The following is a 15,202-nucleotide window of genomic DNA, read 5'->3' as shown; positions in this document are numbered from 1 at the left end:
TGCCCGCATGGTATTTATACAAATCTAAACTTCTAGACCCCCCGATAAAATACCGCCAAGCAATCGCTCGATGGGACGACCGTTGAACTTTGCAGTGACGGGCAGGCGGGAATTATGCTGCGAAAAAAATCAATGCATCTTCCTGTTGCGCCGAAAACGCCGCATGGGCGGCATCATTTCAGCATTTCGCTCCGCTTGCCAGTCGGGTTCACCCTGCCGCGTTCTGCGGCAGGGTGTCGAATTTGCAGCCGTTGATGCTCGCTCAATCGTCAGGAAAGCTCACGTCCGCGCCGTTCCGGGATCAGGAGCCACATGGCGACCATGTCGAGAATATACAACGTCGCCAACAGCGCGATCGCCAGTTCAAATCCGTAAAACGAAGCAATAGTGCCAACCACGACGGGACCAAATCCACCGACACCGCGTCCGACATTAAAGAGGACATTTTGTGCAGTAGCGCGGGCCGCGGTCGGAAAAAGCTCGCTGATAAGGGCACCGTAACCGCCAAGCATTCCGTTGACGAAGAATCCCATAACTGCACCTGCCACCAGCAATTCATATGGGTCGGTCAATTGCGAGTAGATCACGACCATAACAGCGGCCATGAACATGTACCCGAAGAAGGCAGGACGACGACCGATCCGGTCTGCAATGTGACCAAACATAAAAATGCCCAGCGCCATCCCCGCAATCGTCACGGTCGTCCAGATCGCCGATTGTGTCAGTGCAAAACCAAATCGAGTAGCAAGATAGTTCGGAAGCCAGATCATAACGCCGTAATATCCGAAATTCTGAACTGAGCAGAGAATAGCCATGCCGATGCTCAGCTTTGTGGTGCCCCAATCGGCTACGAGGAGTCGCAGCGACGACTTTGTAGACTTTGTTGCCTTGTTCGCAACAAAGACCTCCGGCTCATGCAACGAGTTCCGAATGAAGTAGGCAACGAAAGCCGGAAAAATCCCGATCGCGAACATCCCGCGCCACCCGATCATAGGCAAGAGCATTGGCGTCACTATCGCCGCTGCCAGGACACCGAGTTGCCACCCCAGACCGACATAGGATGACGCTCTGGCGCGTTTGTTTGCCGGCCAGGCCTCGGCCACCAAGGCCATCCCGATGCCGAACTCACCACCAAGGCCGAGGCCGGCCATCGTCCGGTAGAAAAGAAGGTCCCAATAGCCCTGTGCAAGGGCGCAAAGTCCAGTGAAGATGGCAAAAAGTACGATGGTCCAGGTAAGAACTTTAACGCGGCCCAGTCTGTCGGAGAGCATGCCGAATAGGACGCCTCCGATGACGGCGCCAACGAGCGTTGCGGTAACGAGCGATGCCGCCTGACCCTGGCTTAGGGAGAGGTCGCTCGAAATTGCTTTTAACATAAAGCCCAGGATCAGCAGATCGAACCCGTCCATCGCATAACCGATGGCGGCACCCAGCATCGCCTTCTTTGCCTTTCCATCAACCTCACCTGGACTCGAGATCACTTCCTCACGATACGCGGTGTCCATGGTCATTTTGTTCCCCTTTTTGACCTTATGACGAAAATAAGACTAGATCACATCAATGTCTCACGGGTCAATATTAGTCTCAGTATTTAGACGAATAAAATTTTGTCGCCGCATCATCGCGTATTCTGAAGAGCTCGACGCGGCTAATCCATAAGCCGGCGAAGGATAGGCGCGCTGCGCGGAGGGCTGCATGTAACTGCCCCGATTGCATTGGGGAGCGCCACGTTCTGCTGCCAGTGCGAGCTTCTCAAGCCTTTCGATCCGCTCGTCCTTGCGAGCGATATGCTCTTCCTTACTGGCTATCTGGGCGTCTTTGTCTGCCGCGCGTACCTGGGCCGCAATCAGCATCGCCTTCAGGGGGTCAAAACAAGAGGAGTGCAAAATCGTACGCTAAGGGCGAACGGAATGAGAACTTATGCGGCCCGCCGTAGCCCAGCTGGAAGGCGGAGCGGTCGAAATCCGTTGGGCATCTGATGTTCGGCATCCCAGGTGTAGATGCCGGTAAGGTTGATATGTTCCCAACTCAGCGGCGAGATGTGCTTCAACAGAGTATCAGGAATGTCTCGTCCCGCTCGTTTCAGCTGTGTGACCGCGCGATTAAGATAGACCGTATTCCAGTGCACGATTGCACTGACGACGAGATTGAGCCCTGAAGCGCGGAATGCCTGGCTCTCGAACGACCGATCACGGATCTCGCCTCGCTCGTGGAAAAAGACAGCGCGCTTCAGCTTATGGGCGGCCTCGCCTTTGTTGAGACCGGCTTGGCATCTCCGCCGTAGTGCCGGGCTTGAGTACCATTCGATCATGAAGAGCGAACGTTCAATCCGACCGAGTTCGCGGAGCGCCTTCGCGAGATGGCTTTGCTTCGGAGACGCAGAAAGCTTCTTCAGGATCGTAGACGGCACCACGGACCGCGTCGTAATCGACGCTGCAAGATGGAGCAGATCGTCCCAATGATCGAGTATCAGACTGGTATTTATCGGCCCGCCGATGTGGTTCGACAGCGCCGGATATGCACCGCTCTTTTCTAACGTGTGGAACTTCCGGTCTTTGAGGTTGCGCAGTCGCGGTGAGAACCGCTTTCCGATCAAGGCGAAGAGCCCGAAGATATGATCACTCGCGCCGCCTGTGTCAGTAAAGTGTTCATGGATGTCGAGGACAGTGTCCTGATCGAATAGCCCATCGAGCACATAGGCCGCCTCGCTCTCGGTGGGACTGATGGGCAAAATGCTGAAGTAGCCGTATTGATCTGACAGATGGCTATAGAATTTCGATCCGGGCTCGCTACCGTAATGCAAATTGATGTCCCCGCGCTTTGCAGCCCGGTCGCTCGTACGGAAGAATTGGCCATCGGACGACGACGTTGTGCCATTGCCCCAAAGGCGCGAATGCGGATGCTGGGTGTGGGCATCGGTGATGCACGCTTGAGCCGTGCGGTATGTCTCCGATCGGGCGTGGAATGTGCGCATCCACCCAATCTGGTGAGCGCTAATCCCCTTGGAGGCGCCCGCCATTCGTTTGGGGCCAAGGTTCGTAGCATCGGCCAATACACCAGCCAGCATGGCAGAAACATTTTTTGGGACGTCGCCGGTGCGAACATGCGTGAATAAATCTGCAAAGCCAGTCCATTCATGCACTTCCCTTAACAGGTCGGGAACCTCGACCAACGGATACATATCGCTGATCTCGGCATTCAGTGCCTCGGCGGCCACAGGGATTTCGCTGGCAGTTGGTGTGATGATCAACGTTCCGGCCTCAAGACGAACTCCTTCGAGCTTTCCGGATCGTGCCCTGTGCGCCAGACGCTGCAGGTTGAAGTCGAGCATCTGACGCGCTTCGGCAAGCCACTGCGCGCCATCAGCTTGGACGCCTAATCCGAGACGATCCCCCTCCTTCAACGTGATGAATGTTGTTCGCGGCATCAAATGCTCGTCAATGGGCCGGAAAGATCGGCTGCCGTCGACCCAGATCTCCGCAGATCGAAGCCGGTCTCGCAAAGAAGCGAGCGTTGCGATCTCGTAGAGACGGCGATCAGGTTTTTCTCGTTCGAAGATGAGCCGCCGGTCAGTTTGGCTAAGGTGGGTGAGCGGGACGCGATCAGGGAGCGTCCGTCGCTTCTCGGCATGAAGCCGTTTAAGCAGCGCAATTGCCGCTAGAAGTGGATCGTGGCGAAGCGCCGAGCGGAACGTGAATGCCTGAAGGAATGCACCAGTGTATTTGTGGACGGTCGCATATTGCTCGGCTGCTACGGTCAACGACGGCGCCTCGTTGTCGTCGACCATCGACTCGAGCTCAGGCTTCATCCGAAGCAGTCGATCCCAGCCGACTCTTTGGTCGAGAACAACCATTGCATTCCGACCATTGTTGTTGGCGGACTGCAGGGCGGTGATCGTATCGAGAAACATGCGCAGCGCTTTGGCGGTGTTCGCTCTGCAGTCCATCTGCCGCTGCTTCTTTCGGTTGTTGGCTTGCGAGAACAACTTACCCATCAGCTTGATGAACATCGTCACCGCTTCGTCCGTGAGTTTCTGGCAAAGCTTGATGACTTGAGCCACAATCAGAGCCTGGCGACGGCTGGCATTGAAGTCGTTGGCAAGCCAGGCCGGGGTTGCGTTACCCTCCCGGATCATCTGGTCCCACCGTCCTGCTGATATGCGCGCCTGTAACGTCGGATCGATCTCCAGCCGCCGCAGAAAGGCTATCCGCTCTGTCAGCCCGACCAGATTCGACGCACCTGGCGCTTCTGGCGCCGAGCGTAGCCAATGGAAGCGCGTCTGGCCGATCGACGGGTCCACTTCTAACAGCCGGTCCAATGATCGGAGCGTATCGAGCGGAACGTCTTTAATCAGAGTTGTCTCTGCCCGACGGCGAGCTATCGCACGGCCGGCAAGGCCAATCCGTTCGATAGAAGAGCGCCGCGTTCACGAAACGCGGCGACAATCGAACTAACTATCGCAGCACCGTCGTCGGACGTCGCCGCCGCCTGAATTGCAGACAATAGCGCGGCGCGGCGATCTTGCAGCGTCGCGCTTCTCGTATCCAGATACATCATTAGCCGTGCTGTGTGATCCCGACGGGTTTCTTCACGGCGTGCATAGAGCGAAAATGCTTCCGGGGCGGCGCCGATCTGATCAGCAACATATTTAAGCATGGCGCGTGGCGGAATTTCTTCTGCCCCCAGCACTCGACCCGGGTATCGCATCAGACATAGCTGAATGGCAAAGCCAAGTCGGTTGTGATTGCGTCTGCGCAGTTCGATCTCTAGGCGATCGGCCGGTGACAATGAGTAGTGTCGGAATAGGCTGTCCTCGTCGACAGGGATATCGACAAGCTTTCGGCGATCTTGATCTTTGAGAAGCTTGCGCTTTGCCATAGCCCGACTCCATTCATAACCAATCTGCGCTTAGCGTTGTCGAGTCGGGCCGGACAGAGAAATCAAAACCAGCGAATATCGATGGCAATCCACAGAGATCGAACATCCAAAATCAGAACTACGGCATTGTTCATGCTTCGTTCGGCCTTAGCGTACGATTTCGGACTGCTCTTGTTCTGACCCCATCTTGGGCGGCCAACGCCCGCGACTGGCAACGCCTCCGACGGCAGCACGCTTACCCTCCATCGTGTCGTCGAGGCTGTCGGATTGCCGAAGTCCGACGCCTCCGTCTGTCGCCGCCACCTGCGGACAACGAGCCCCATGGTGCCTGTCTTTTCAGCAGCCAGCTGCAGCCGCCGGGATGCCACCATCGGCAATCGAACCAGTTCCCCGACCACTGCTGCCAATCCCCCGAAGGAAAGCCCTTCTTCCATGGAAGCAAGGACGTCTTCCTCCTTGTCACCCTCGCAAAAGATCACGCGATCGGGATGCAGGCCTGCTTGGGCGATAGCGGGGAAAAAGAGATCAGGTCTCGTCAGACACCAAAGGACCTTGCCTTTCGAGCGCGCGGCAATGCCGGCGGCAAACAATGCAGCCGCGGCTCCGTCCACCGTACCGGCGCCGCCACCCGCAATCTCATGCAGGGCACCATAAGGCAGGCCACCACCTGGCAGCCGCTCATCCATCTCGCTGATACCGAAGGGTAGCACGATGGCCTTTTTCGCCGCACTCCCCTCAAGGTGGGCGATACGATCTCTGAGTTCCTCGATGACCCGAGGGCTGGTGGTGCGCGACATCGTTCACGGACCTCCCCGGCTCGCGTTGCATGGACTTCACGTCCCCGAAAATTGTTGACGTTCCTCTTTTGTTCCGCCCCGTTGAAAGAGTCAAGCCGGTCTCAGGGCGGTAATTTAGGTTCCGCTAAAGCGATGTCACGCAAATGATGAGACGAATCAGAGGTCTAGGCGGATTTCAGCCAAGTAACTCCATCGACTCATTTAATCACAATACCCCCGGTTTCCTTGCGGACCGAAACGCGGGGTTGCGACACGACAAGCGCATCGTCCCAATTATGCAGATACAGTTGCTTCGAACTCAGCTCTCCCTCAAATTTTGTGTGACTGGCGATCGGCGCTTTATCGATTTAGGCTCCATCGGCGACGCCCAAGAACGGTCCGCTACCAATCTCTTCCTGAATGGCTGATTGGGCCGAAGAGGGCCAAGACCTCAGTCTCTGAAGAGCTAGGAGCGGACACAGCGACGCCGTCAACGACGATTTCCGGTGTTGTCGTAGTGTTGCGTGGCCGCCTCGACCTTGTCGGCATTGGCTGCTGCCCACGCACACAGTGCTTCAAACGGCTCACGCAGGGAATGGCCTAGCGGAGTGATTGCATATTCCACGCCGATCGGCTGCGTTGGGAGCACCGTCCTCGTGACAAGGCCGTTCCGCTCAAGCCTCTTCAAAGCGTCGGCCAGAGCCTTGTGCGTGATCCCATCGAGACGCCTTTTGAGTTCGTTGAAGCGCGCTGGTTTCGGACAGATCACTGTCAGGATCATAATCGTCCATTTATCGGCGATCTTGTCCAGCACCGGGCGAACCTGCGGCATGTTGCAGAGTGCGCTATGAGAGAGGGCTTCCAGGTCGGTATACTCGTCCATATCTAGGCTATTCCAGGTGCGTAATTGATATCAGATATCCATCGTATATCATGACGAGACCATTCAGTGAAAGGATTTACGATGGCTCGAATGAACAACAAAGTGGCTCTGGTTGTTGGCGGCGCGAAGGGTATTGGGCTGGCGATTGCGGAGCGACTTTCTGCCGAAGGCGCAACTGTCTTCATCACCAGTCGTAGAGCTGAAGATGCTGACAAGGCGTCCAAACGCATCGGCAATGGCACGGTCGGCATTCTCGCTGACGCAAGCTCTCCGGAAGACATGATCGTCGTTGTCGAGAAAGTGCGCAAAGCCTACGGTCGTATCGACGCCCTTGTTTTGAATGCAGGTCTTTCCGAGCCTTCGCAGATCGCCGAGATAACGCCGGAGCACTTCGACCGCCACTTCGACGTCAACGTTCGAGGGATGGTGTTCGGCCTCCAGGCAGCTCTTCCCGCAATGACAGAAGGCGGCTCGGTCGTCCTCGTCGGGTCCATAGCCGGGAACGCCGGCTACTCGGATTACGGAACCTACTGCGCAACCAAAGCGGCCGTTCGATCCTACGCCAGAACCTGGACGGCAGAACCCGCACCCAAAGGTATTCGCGTCAATGTCGTTGCACCCGGCCCCACCGATACGGACATGATGGCAGCTGTCGCGGAAGACACTCGCGCGGCAATTGTTGCTCCGATTCCGATGGGTCGTATGGCACGGCCTTCAGAAGTGGCTGCGGCCGCCTTGTTCTTGTTGAGCGATGACGCGAGCTACATCGCCGGCGCTGAACTATGCGTTGACGGCGGCTTGCGGCAAGTCTAGGGAGCCGCCGAAACGGGGTACCCGATCTCAAATAGGTCGGGTACAACCAAGAGGCGGATGCCAGGGAGGTGATCGACCTTATCGAAGCCGAGGATCGCAAGCCGGTTGCGCTCAGAGTTATCGCGGGGCGGGAAAGCTCACAGGCGGAAGGCACTCGTCATCGGCGTCGATTCAGGCATCGGCCGTGCCGCAGCAATCGCTTTTCTGCCCGGGGGCGCCGATGCCGCCATCGCCTATCTTCCGGATGAATCGCTGATAGCGCCGCGGGGGACGGACAGTCGAATCGAGAGCCCATTCGGCATCCACTCGCGCGAGATATCGACCCCGAGACTCTTTCCGATTATCTGCTCAAGCCGGCTTCCAAAACCGATCGAACGTGTCTCCGACGTGGAGTGTTGAGGACCGTTGCTCTCGAGCCAGACTATCTCCAGGATCTCGCCCTTCACCGTCACTGCGATATCCAGCTTCCCCTCTTCGACGGACAGCGCACCATATTTCGCGGCGTTGGTTGCGAATTCATGGAACAGCAGCGCGAAATTTGTGATCTTGTTGCCGCTGACATCGATGTCATCTCCGGTCAGCTGCCAACGAGTGGCACCCTCCCGCTCATAGGGTGCGAGAATATTGGACAAAAGCCGGAACAGGGTCGTCTGTGGAGTGCCGGTCGCGGCCTCAGCGTTCAAGCTCGGCAATGTCATCTCATGCGCCCGGGACAGGGCCATCAACCTGTCCTTCAACCCCGAGGCGAGATCGGTAGTCGTTTTTGCCGTCCTAGCCGCAAGAGTGATGATGCTGCCGGTAATGGCGAATAGGTTTTTTACCCGGTGATGCATTTCCCGAAGCAAAAGTTCCTGATGCTCGGCAGCTCGCTTGCGCTCTGAGATATCGCGGGCGATCTTCGATGCGCCGATGATCTCTCCGTTGCCGTCCCGAATAGGCGAGATGGTGAGAGAAATATCGATCAGGCTACCGTCTTTGCGTCGTCGTATCGTCTCGAAGTGATCGACGCGCTCGCCGGCCTGGATGCGGGCGAGAATGGCTGGTTCCTCGTCGAGGCGATCCGGTGGAATGACGATCGTGATTGGCTTTCCGATGGCCTCATTCGCCGCATAGCCGAAAAGACGCTCGGCGCCATTATTCCAGGTCGTGATAACGCCGCTGAGGCTCTTGCTGACGATCGCATCGTCGGAGGATTCGACGATCGCTGCAAGAAAAGCTGCAGCAATATGTCCCGCCTGCGCAGCTTCTATGTCAGCCTCTAGTTGTCGCGGGCCCTTCGCCTGGTCCTCGCATTGCTGATCATCGGAAATAGACATCTTGGCCCCGTCAATCAAAGTATTTTTGGACGCCTGACGGTCAAGCCACCTGGCGTAGCGCCGATCATATTCGGCAAACGTCACCAATAACAGCACGAAGTCTCGTAAGGGGGAAACCCATCCGAATAGATTCCCTAAAGATTTTGATAGTGATGTCAGGACCGATGGTTCATCTACGTCTGGAAGAAAATCGGTGCGAAAACCGGAGGAGGCCGACATGGCGGTAAAGCGATTGGACAACATCGGGATCGTCGTTGAAGATCTTGGAGCGGCGATAGACTTTTTTCAGGAGCTGGGCCTCGAACTCGAAGGTCGCGCGACGATCGAGGGCGAATGGGCCGGTCGCGTCACTGGTCTGGGCGACCAGCACGTCGAGATCGCCATGATGCGCACACCGGACGGCCACAGCCGGCTGGAGCTCTCACGCTTCCTCAGACCGGAGGTCGTCGCGGATCATCGGAACGCTCCGGTGAACTCCCTTGGTTATCTGCGAGCCATGTTCACAGTCGATGACGTCGAAGAGACCGTTGAGAGATTGCGCACGCACGGCGCCCAGCTTGTCGGCGATGTCGTCCGATATGAGAACGCCTACAAGCTCTGCTACATCCGCGGACCCGAAGGTCTTCTCATCGGCCTTGCCGAGGAACTCGGATAAGCAGAGATGTGTTTGGAAAGCCACTGTCCGGGGGCCGTTGAGACCGCGCGCCAACAGGTAGCCTCGATCTCATGCAGCTTACAATTGAGTCTGCGAATGCGCCATATGATCATTTGGAAAAGTGCGAGGAAGCCCAGCAAACCTCGCAAATGACCTTAAGTCGGGATGCCTGTGTGGAAACGTCTCGCGTATTCCTATGTCAACTCTTAGACGCAAACATATCAACGATATGTGCAACTCGCTCTTTGCGAAACGCCGTCCTGATCCGTCCATGGCGCTCAAGCTCCGCTAGACCATGAAGGGTAGCCCAGAAAGCCTCGGTGGCGAGTTCAGCGTTTGCGCAAAATGGCTCAACGACAGCCATCATGGCTCCGAATGTATCGCGCAAGGACTGAGGTGTATCGGACTTTGCAAACCGCAGACCGCTCGGAAGGACGAACATGGCTTCGTACAAAGCCGGCCGCTCAATGGCGAATTCCAGGTAGGCCATAGCAACGTCTTCCATTGCTTGCGCCGCACTCGCGCCGCGGCGAACCGATGACCGCAGCACCGGCCCTAACTCCCCAAATCCTTCCAGAGCGACCGCCCCGACAATCGCGTCGCGGTTTTCGAAATGGGCGTACAGGACGGGCTGACTGTATTCAATCTCCTGAGCAAGTCGACGAACAGTCACCGAAGCCCATCCGTCTTTTTCGGCAAGCATCTTTGCCGCGCCGATGATCCGCTGCTCTCGCTCGGCCTTCTCCCGCTCTTTGCGTTCACTTATGCCCACAACTTCACCTTCATTCGTTTCAAAGCATTATAGCGGCACAAATAATCTTAAGCAACGATTGACATTCTAGCAGTGCTATAGTTATTTATGACGCTATTGACGCCGCATCGCTCGCGGGTGTCACCGTTAGGATCGTCCAATGTTCAACTTCATATCGCTGTCAGTCGGCAATGCGGCGACGCTCCTGGCCGCCGCCGCATTCCTTCTCGGTGCGGTCATCAACGCGTCCGGCAGCAAGGCTGTTCGGGAAGAGTTCGTTCGTTACGGATTTCCATCGTGGTGGTGTTGGATCACCGCAATCTTGGAATTCCTGACGGCAGTTCTGTTGGTCTTGCGGCAAACCTTCGCATTCGGCGTGGCGCTTGGAGCCTGCATCATGGTCGCGGCCGTTATCGCTATCATCAGGGCCCGCGATTTCCGCCATATCCCGCCGCCATCGGTGTTCCTGCTGCTACTAATCATCGCAGCTCTCGTCCAGTTCTCATCTTAGCTGCGCGGAAACCGCCAGCCTCAATCACAGCAACGACTAATCCGAACCGCGCTGAGTTCCATCAGCGAGGCGCATAACCATGGGATAAGGAGCCAATCATGACCACATCGAGTTCCGTCCCAAGCACTGTTATCGTCTGCCATTCCGGCTACGGCCATACGCACCGCATGGCTGAATCCGTCGCGGAAGGTGCTGGCGCAAAGCTCCTTGCGATTGACGCCGAGGGCAACCTTTCTGACGACGGATGGGCCGCGTTGGATGCCGCCGACGCGATCATCTTCGGCTCGCCGACTTACATGGGCGGACCGAGCTGGCAATTTAAGAAATTCGCTGATGCATCTTCCAAGCCGTGGTTTTCCGCGAAGTGGCAGGACAAAGTCTTTGGCGGCTTCACCAACAGCGCCAGCCTCAATGGCGACAAGCTAAACACGCTGCAATACTTTGTCCTTCTTTCCGGGCAACATGGTGGCCTATGGGTGAGCCTCGGCATCAAACCATCGAACGTGAAAGCGTCTAAGCGCGATGACGCGAACCGCATGGGTTCATATATTGGCGCGATGACGCAGTCGGACGCTGACGCCGCCCCGGATGAAATGTCCTCGGGCGATCTCGAAACAGCACGTCTCTATGGCGCGCGGGTTATGAGCGTCGCTCGGCAGTACAAAGCAACGCAGGATGAATAACAAGGAGGCTTTCGGGTCAATGTCGTTGCACCCGGGCCCCACGGATGCGGGTATGCCGGCGGCTCGCGACAAGTCTAAAGAGCCGCCGAAACGGTGTAGCCGATCTCGAATACGTCGGGTACATCAAAACGCTTTCGATGACAGAACGACTTCATATTGAAGTTAGCTGGCGGCAATGCAAAGACACAATCTGACGTTGATCGAAAGAGGCAAAAGCCAATGAAATCTGCTCTGCGTGTTACGACTATTCTGGTTTTCCTCGGCACGCTCCCGGCTTTGGTGGCTTGCTCCGCAGGCTCTGAAGTCCCTAGTGGTCGGTGCGATCCCGTAGCTGCACGGGCACTTAATGGGCAACCAAAGCCGACCGACGAGGAAGCCAAGCGAAGAACTGGAGTGACCATCGTACGCCAGATCGCCCCCGGCCAACCCGTCACCCATGATTACCGAGACAACAGGGTAACCTTAGAGACCGATCCCACCTCAGGCCGCGTGGTGGGGGCGATCTGTGGATAGAAATCGGACGAGAGAAACATAACTAAAGCGGTTGGCGCGGGTTATCGACCTTTGCGTCTTTTCAGCATCCTGAAGGTCGAGCAGGTCAGTTGACGCGCGGCGTGTTTCCGTCGCGGCGTCTTAACACGCTGATTTGGAACAAAATGCGGGCTGGATGCTTCTCAGTTCCGAGGTCGCGTGCCGTGTCAACCGGATGTGATAGGGATGATGAACGCGAGGATTTTTCCGGTTTCTCCTTGCGGCCAACGAAACGGCAGTCGAGCTTCCTACCTGTCCGGCCGCGCCTCAACTCTCTCGTCATTCGACGTTGGAGGCGGATTTGTACCGGGGACTGCCATGGCCAGCGATAAGCTCTCGACCTACAAACAGAAGCGCGATTTTCAGAAGACGCAGGAGCCCAGCGGCGCTGCGAAACTGAAGGCGTCGAGCCGCAGGCGCTTCGTCATTCAGAAACACGACGCCACGCGGCTGCATTATGACTTGCGGCTCGAACTCGATGGCGTCTTCAAGTCGTGGGCGGTCACGAAGGGGCCATCACTCGATCCGCACGACAAGCGTTTGGCTGTCGAGGTCGAGGACCATCCGTTAGACTACGGCGACTTCGAAGGCACGATCCCCAAGGGCCAATATGGCGGCGGCACGGTGATGTTGTGGGATCGCGGCTACTGGGAGCCGGAAGGCAACAAGACGCCCGAACAGGCGCTGGCCAAGGGTGATTTCAAGTTTACGCTGGAAGGTGAGCGGCTGCATGGCAGTTTCGTGCTGGTGCGGATGCGCAACGATCGCGACGGCGGCAAGCGCACAAATTGGCTGCTGATCAAGCATCACGACGATTACTCAGTCGAAGAGAATGGCGCTGCCATCCTTGAGGACAATGCAACCTCCGTTGCATCCGGCCGAACCATGGAGGCGATCGCCGCGGGAAAGGGCAGGAAGCCAAAACCGTTCATGGTGCAGAGCGGCGACGTTCAGGCGGATGCCGTCTGGGACAGCAATCATGGGCTTGCGGCGGAGGAACGGGCCGCGGACACGAAGACAAAGCGAAAGCCAGCAGCGAAAAAACCGGCAAAGTCCACGATGCCGGAGTTCATTGCGCCGCAGCTTTGCGAAACGCTCGATCGCCCGCCTTCAGGCGATGGCTGGATCCACGAGATCAAGTTCGACGGCTACCGCATCCAGACGCGCATCGAAAACGGCGAGGTGACGCTGAAGACCCGTAAGGGCCTGGACTGGACGGCCAAGTATCCGGCGATTGCGACATCGGCGGCAAACTTGTCTGATGCCGTCATCGACGGGGAGATCTGCGCGCTCGATGAAAACGGCGCGCCGGATTTCGCAGCACTTCAGGCCGCACTGTCGGAAGGCAAGACCGACGAACTGGTCTACTTTGCCTTCGATTTGCTGTTCGAGGGCAATGAGGATCTGCAACAACTGCCGTTGACCGAACGCAAGGAACGTCTGCAGACACTGCTTGATGATGCCGGCGAGGACCCACGCCTGCGTTTCGTCGAACATTTCGAAACCGGTGGCGATGCCGTTCTCAGATCGGCGTGCAAGCTGTCGCTGGAAGGCATCGTCTCGAAACAGGCCGACGCGCCCTATCAATCGGGCCGTACCGAGAGCTGGGCGAAGTCCAAGTGCCGCGCTGGCCATGAAGTCGTCATCGGCGCCTATGCCAAGACCAACGGTAAGTTCCGCTCCCTGTTGGTCGGTGTCTTCAGGGGTGATCACTTCGTCTATGTCGGCCGGGTTGGAACCGGCTACGGTGCCAAAACGGTCGATACGATCTTGCCAAGACTCCGCGAGATCGAAGCCGCTAAATCACCGTTTACCGGAATTGGCGCGCCGAAGAAGGATCCCAACATCGTCTGGGTCAAACCCGAACTGGTCGCCGAAATCCAGTTCGCCGGCTGGACAGCGGACGGACTGGTGCGTCAGGCGGCGTTCAAGGGTTTGCGCGAAGACAAGCCTGCGGCCGAGGTCGAGGCGGAAAAACCGGCATCGCCGGCAAAGACCGACACGCCGACGCCGGCCGTGACAAAGCCATCAAGACCAGGACGCGGCAAGAATGCCAAGGCCGAGGTGATGGGCGTGATGATCTCTAGCCCGGACAAGCCGCTCTGGCCCGATGCCAATGACGGAGAGCCGGTAACCAAGGAAGATTTGGCCCGTTATCACGAAGCCGTTGGTCCATGGCTGATCAACCATATCAAGGGACGGCCATGCTCGATCATCCGAACGCCGGATGGCATCGGCGGCGAGCAATTCTTCCAGCGGCATGCGATGCCGGGAACCTCGAACCTGCTCGAACTGGTGAAGGTGTTTGGAGACAAGAAACCCTATCTGCAGATCGATCGAGTCGAGGGCCTTGCCGCCATTGCCCAGATCGGTGGTGTCGAGCTGCATCCGTGGAATTGCGAACCGGGCCAGCCGGAGGTGCCAGGCCGTCTTGTCTTCGACCTTGATCCCGGTCCGGATGTCCCGTTCGCAACCGTCGTCGAAGCCGCTCGGGAAATGCGCGACCGGCTGGAAGAACTCGGCCTCGTCAGTTTCTGCAAGACCACGGGCGGCAAGGGGCTGCATGTCGTCACGCCGCTTGCGGTGGCGAAGGGTAAGAAGCTGGCCTGGCCGGAGGCAAAAGGGTTCGCGCACGATGTCTGCCTGCAAATGGCGCGCGAGAACCCTGAGCTTTATCTGATCAAGATGGCGAAGAACCAGCGCAATGGCCGGATCTTCCTCGATTACCTGCGTAATGACCGGATGGCGACAGCAGTCGCGCCGTTGTCGCCACGTGCCCGCCCCGGCGCCACGGTGTCGATGCCACTCACCTGGAGCCAGGTGAAGACGGATCTCGACCCGAAACGCTTCACGATCCGCACCGTGCCCGCACTCCTGGCAAAGACGACGGCCTGGCAAGACTATTGCGATGGACAGCGTTCGCTGGAGCAGGCGATCAAACGTCTCGGCAAGATGACGAAGGCGGCGGCATGACGCACAACCGAGCGCGTAGCCAGCGTGTGGAATTCCGCGACACGGACCACCTGATCCGCCTTCGTCGCATGCGCGGGCTGGCGCGGCTCATGGATACGGCACTGCGCATTCCCGGGACCCACTTCTCGTTCGGCGCGGATTCAATCATCGGATTGGTCCCGGGCCTCGGCGATTTCGCCGGCGCGGCGATCAGCCTCTACATCGTCAACGAAGCGCGACGGGTGGGGGTGCCGAACGACAAGCTCGTAAAGATGTTGGTCAATATCGGTTTCGATGCGGCGGCCGGGAGCGTTCCGTTGGTCGGTGACCTGTTCGACGTCTACTTCAAATCCAACCGCCGTAACCTTGATCTCGTTCTGGAGCACTTCGGTCTCGACCATTCAGATCTCGATCGCAACCGACCGACACGTGAATAAACGGCCGGTTCGGCCG

General features: G+C 57.6%; 13 protein-coding genes and 2 pseudogenes. 8 read left to right on the top strand and 7 right to left on the bottom strand.

Going from position 1 to position 15,202, the window contains the following annotated elements; translation table 11 throughout:
* Window positions 1-269: 269 nt before the first annotated feature.
* From ASD46_RS08635 to ASD46_RS08610, 5 genes and pseudogenes are all read right to left on the bottom strand, one after another.
* A complete protein-coding gene (locus tag ASD46_RS08635) occupies window positions 270-1,511 on the bottom strand; it encodes an MFS transporter (protein ID WP_156390002.1) in 1,242 nt (413 codons plus the stop codon).
* Window positions 1,512-1,565: 54 nt separating this feature from the next.
* The gene (locus ASD46_RS27585) at window positions 1,566-1,853 is read right to left on the bottom strand and encodes a hypothetical protein (RefSeq protein ID WP_060642036.1); all 288 of its coding nucleotides are present in this window, start codon (window positions 1,851-1,853) and stop codon (window positions 1,566-1,568) included.
* Window positions 1,854-1,918: 65 nt separating this feature from the next.
* A pseudogene (locus tag ASD46_RS08625) lies at window positions 1,919-4,878 on the bottom strand (Tn3 family transposase).
* Window positions 4,879-4,940: 62 nt separating this feature from the next.
* Window positions 4,941-5,675: an ImuA family protein gene (locus ASD46_RS08620; protein ID WP_323455101.1), complete on the bottom strand. Its 735-nt coding sequence runs from the start codon at window positions 5,673-5,675 to the stop codon at window positions 4,941-4,943.
* A gap of 469 nt (window positions 5,676-6,144) precedes the next feature.
* The gene (locus tag ASD46_RS08610; RefSeq protein ID WP_060642034.1) at window positions 6,145-6,537 is read right to left on the bottom strand and encodes a winged helix-turn-helix transcriptional regulator; all 393 of its coding nucleotides are present in this window, start codon (window positions 6,535-6,537) and stop codon (window positions 6,145-6,147) included.
* An 81-nt stretch (window positions 6,538-6,618) separates the two neighbouring features.
* On the opposite strand from ASD46_RS08610, the gene ASD46_RS08605 reads away from it, so the two are divergent.
* Entirely contained in the window at window positions 6,619-7,350 is a 732-nt protein-coding gene (locus tag ASD46_RS08605; protein ID WP_060642033.1) for an SDR family NAD(P)-dependent oxidoreductase, read from the top strand.
* Between the two features lie 112 nt (window positions 7,351-7,462).
* A pseudogene (locus tag ASD46_RS27930) lies at window positions 7,463-7,599 on the top strand (NAD(P)-dependent dehydrogenase); the annotation flags it as partial.
* Here ASD46_RS27930 and ASD46_RS08600 read toward each other — a convergent pair.
* Window positions 7,584-8,909 carry a PAS domain S-box protein gene (locus ASD46_RS08600; protein ID WP_323455100.1) on the bottom strand — a complete coding sequence of 442 codons (1,326 nt, stop codon included), beginning with the start codon at window positions 8,907-8,909 and terminating at the stop codon, window positions 7,584-7,586. The pseudogene ASD46_RS27930 and the gene ASD46_RS08600 overlap by 16 nt on opposite strands.
* On the opposite strand from ASD46_RS08600, the gene ASD46_RS08595 reads away from it, so the two are divergent.
* Window positions 8,884-9,321 carry a VOC family protein gene (locus tag ASD46_RS08595; protein WP_060642032.1) on the top strand — a complete coding sequence of 146 codons (438 nt, stop codon included), beginning with the start codon at window positions 8,884-8,886 and terminating at the stop codon, window positions 9,319-9,321. The genes ASD46_RS08600 and ASD46_RS08595 overlap by 26 nt on opposite strands.
* Window positions 9,322-9,520: 199 nt before the next feature.
* Here ASD46_RS08595 and ASD46_RS08590 read toward each other — a convergent pair whose 3' ends face one another.
* A complete protein-coding gene (locus ASD46_RS08590) occupies window positions 9,521-10,093 on the bottom strand; it encodes a TetR/AcrR family transcriptional regulator (RefSeq protein ID WP_056536345.1) in 573 nt (190 codons plus the stop codon).
* Between the two features lie 139 nt (window positions 10,094-10,232).
* Here ASD46_RS08590 and ASD46_RS08585 point away from each other — a divergent pair, with 139 nt between their 5' ends.
* The 5 genes from ASD46_RS08585 (at window position 10,233) to ASD46_RS08570 (ending at window position 15,186) form a co-directional block, all read left to right on the top strand.
* Window positions 10,233-10,583, top strand: a complete 351-nt coding sequence (locus tag ASD46_RS08585; RefSeq protein WP_060642031.1) for a DoxX family protein — start codon at window positions 10,233-10,235, stop codon at window positions 10,581-10,583.
* Window positions 10,584-10,681: 98 nt separating this feature from the next.
* Window positions 10,682-11,266: a flavodoxin family protein gene (locus ASD46_RS08580; protein ID WP_060642030.1), complete on the top strand. Its 585-nt coding sequence runs from the start codon at window positions 10,682-10,684 to the stop codon at window positions 11,264-11,266.
* Window positions 11,267-11,485: 219 nt separating this feature from the next.
* A complete protein-coding gene (locus tag ASD46_RS26365) occupies window positions 11,486-11,779 on the top strand; it encodes an I78 family peptidase inhibitor (protein ID WP_082546156.1) in 294 nt (97 codons plus the stop codon).
* Between the two features lie 336 nt (window positions 11,780-12,115).
* Window positions 12,116-14,770, top strand: coding sequence for a DNA ligase D (gene ligD, locus ASD46_RS08575; protein WP_060642029.1), 2,655 nt, complete (start codon window positions 12,116-12,118; stop codon window positions 14,768-14,770).
* Entirely contained in the window at window positions 14,767-15,186 is a 420-nt protein-coding gene (locus tag ASD46_RS08570) for a DUF4112 domain-containing protein (RefSeq protein WP_060642028.1), read from the top strand. The genes ligD and ASD46_RS08570 overlap by 4 nt, the downstream gene beginning before the upstream one ends.
* Window positions 15,187-15,202 lie beyond the last annotated feature (16 nt).

Origin of the sequence: Rhizobium sp. Root491, assembly GCF_001427205.1 — a bacterium.
Lineage (GTDB): Bacteria > Pseudomonadota > Alphaproteobacteria > Rhizobiales > Rhizobiaceae > Agrobacterium > Agrobacterium tumefaciens.
This window is presented reverse-complemented; position numbering and strand designations above follow the sequence as displayed.

Excerpts from the sequence above, each read along its gene's own strand:
- ASD46_RS08635 (WP_156390002.1), bottom strand. The coding sequence starts at position 1,511 with ATGACCATGGACACCGCGTATCGTGAGGAAGTGATCTCGAGTCCAGGT.
- ASD46_RS27585 (WP_060642036.1), bottom strand. The coding sequence starts at position 1,853 with ATGCTGATTGCGGCCCAGGTACGCGCGGCAGACAAAGACGCCCAGATA.
- ASD46_RS08620 (WP_323455101.1), bottom strand. The coding sequence starts at position 5,675 with ATGTCGCGCACCACCAGCCCTCGGGTCATCGAGGAACTCAGAGATCGT.
- ASD46_RS08610 (WP_060642034.1), bottom strand. The coding sequence starts at position 6,537 with ATGGACGAGTATACCGACCTGGAAGCCCTCTCTCATAGCGCACTCTGC.
- ASD46_RS08605 (WP_060642033.1), top strand. The coding sequence starts at position 6,619 with ATGGCTCGAATGAACAACAAAGTGGCTCTGGTTGTTGGCGGCGCGAAG.
- ASD46_RS08595 (WP_060642032.1), top strand. The coding sequence starts at position 8,884 with ATGGCGGTAAAGCGATTGGACAACATCGGGATCGTCGTTGAAGATCTT.
- ASD46_RS08600 (WP_323455100.1), bottom strand. The coding sequence starts at position 8,909 with ATGTTGTCCAATCGCTTTACCGCCATGTCGGCCTCCTCCGGTTTTCGC.
- ASD46_RS08585 (WP_060642031.1), top strand. The coding sequence starts at position 10,233 with ATGTTCAACTTCATATCGCTGTCAGTCGGCAATGCGGCGACGCTCCTG.
- ASD46_RS08580 (WP_060642030.1), top strand. The coding sequence starts at position 10,682 with ATGACCACATCGAGTTCCGTCCCAAGCACTGTTATCGTCTGCCATTCC.
- ASD46_RS26365 (WP_082546156.1), top strand. The coding sequence starts at position 11,486 with ATGAAATCTGCTCTGCGTGTTACGACTATTCTGGTTTTCCTCGGCACG.
- ligD (WP_060642029.1), top strand. The coding sequence starts at position 12,116 with ATGGCCAGCGATAAGCTCTCGACCTACAAACAGAAGCGCGATTTTCAG.
- ASD46_RS08570 (WP_060642028.1), top strand. The coding sequence starts at position 14,767 with ATGACGCACAACCGAGCGCGTAGCCAGCGTGTGGAATTCCGCGACACG.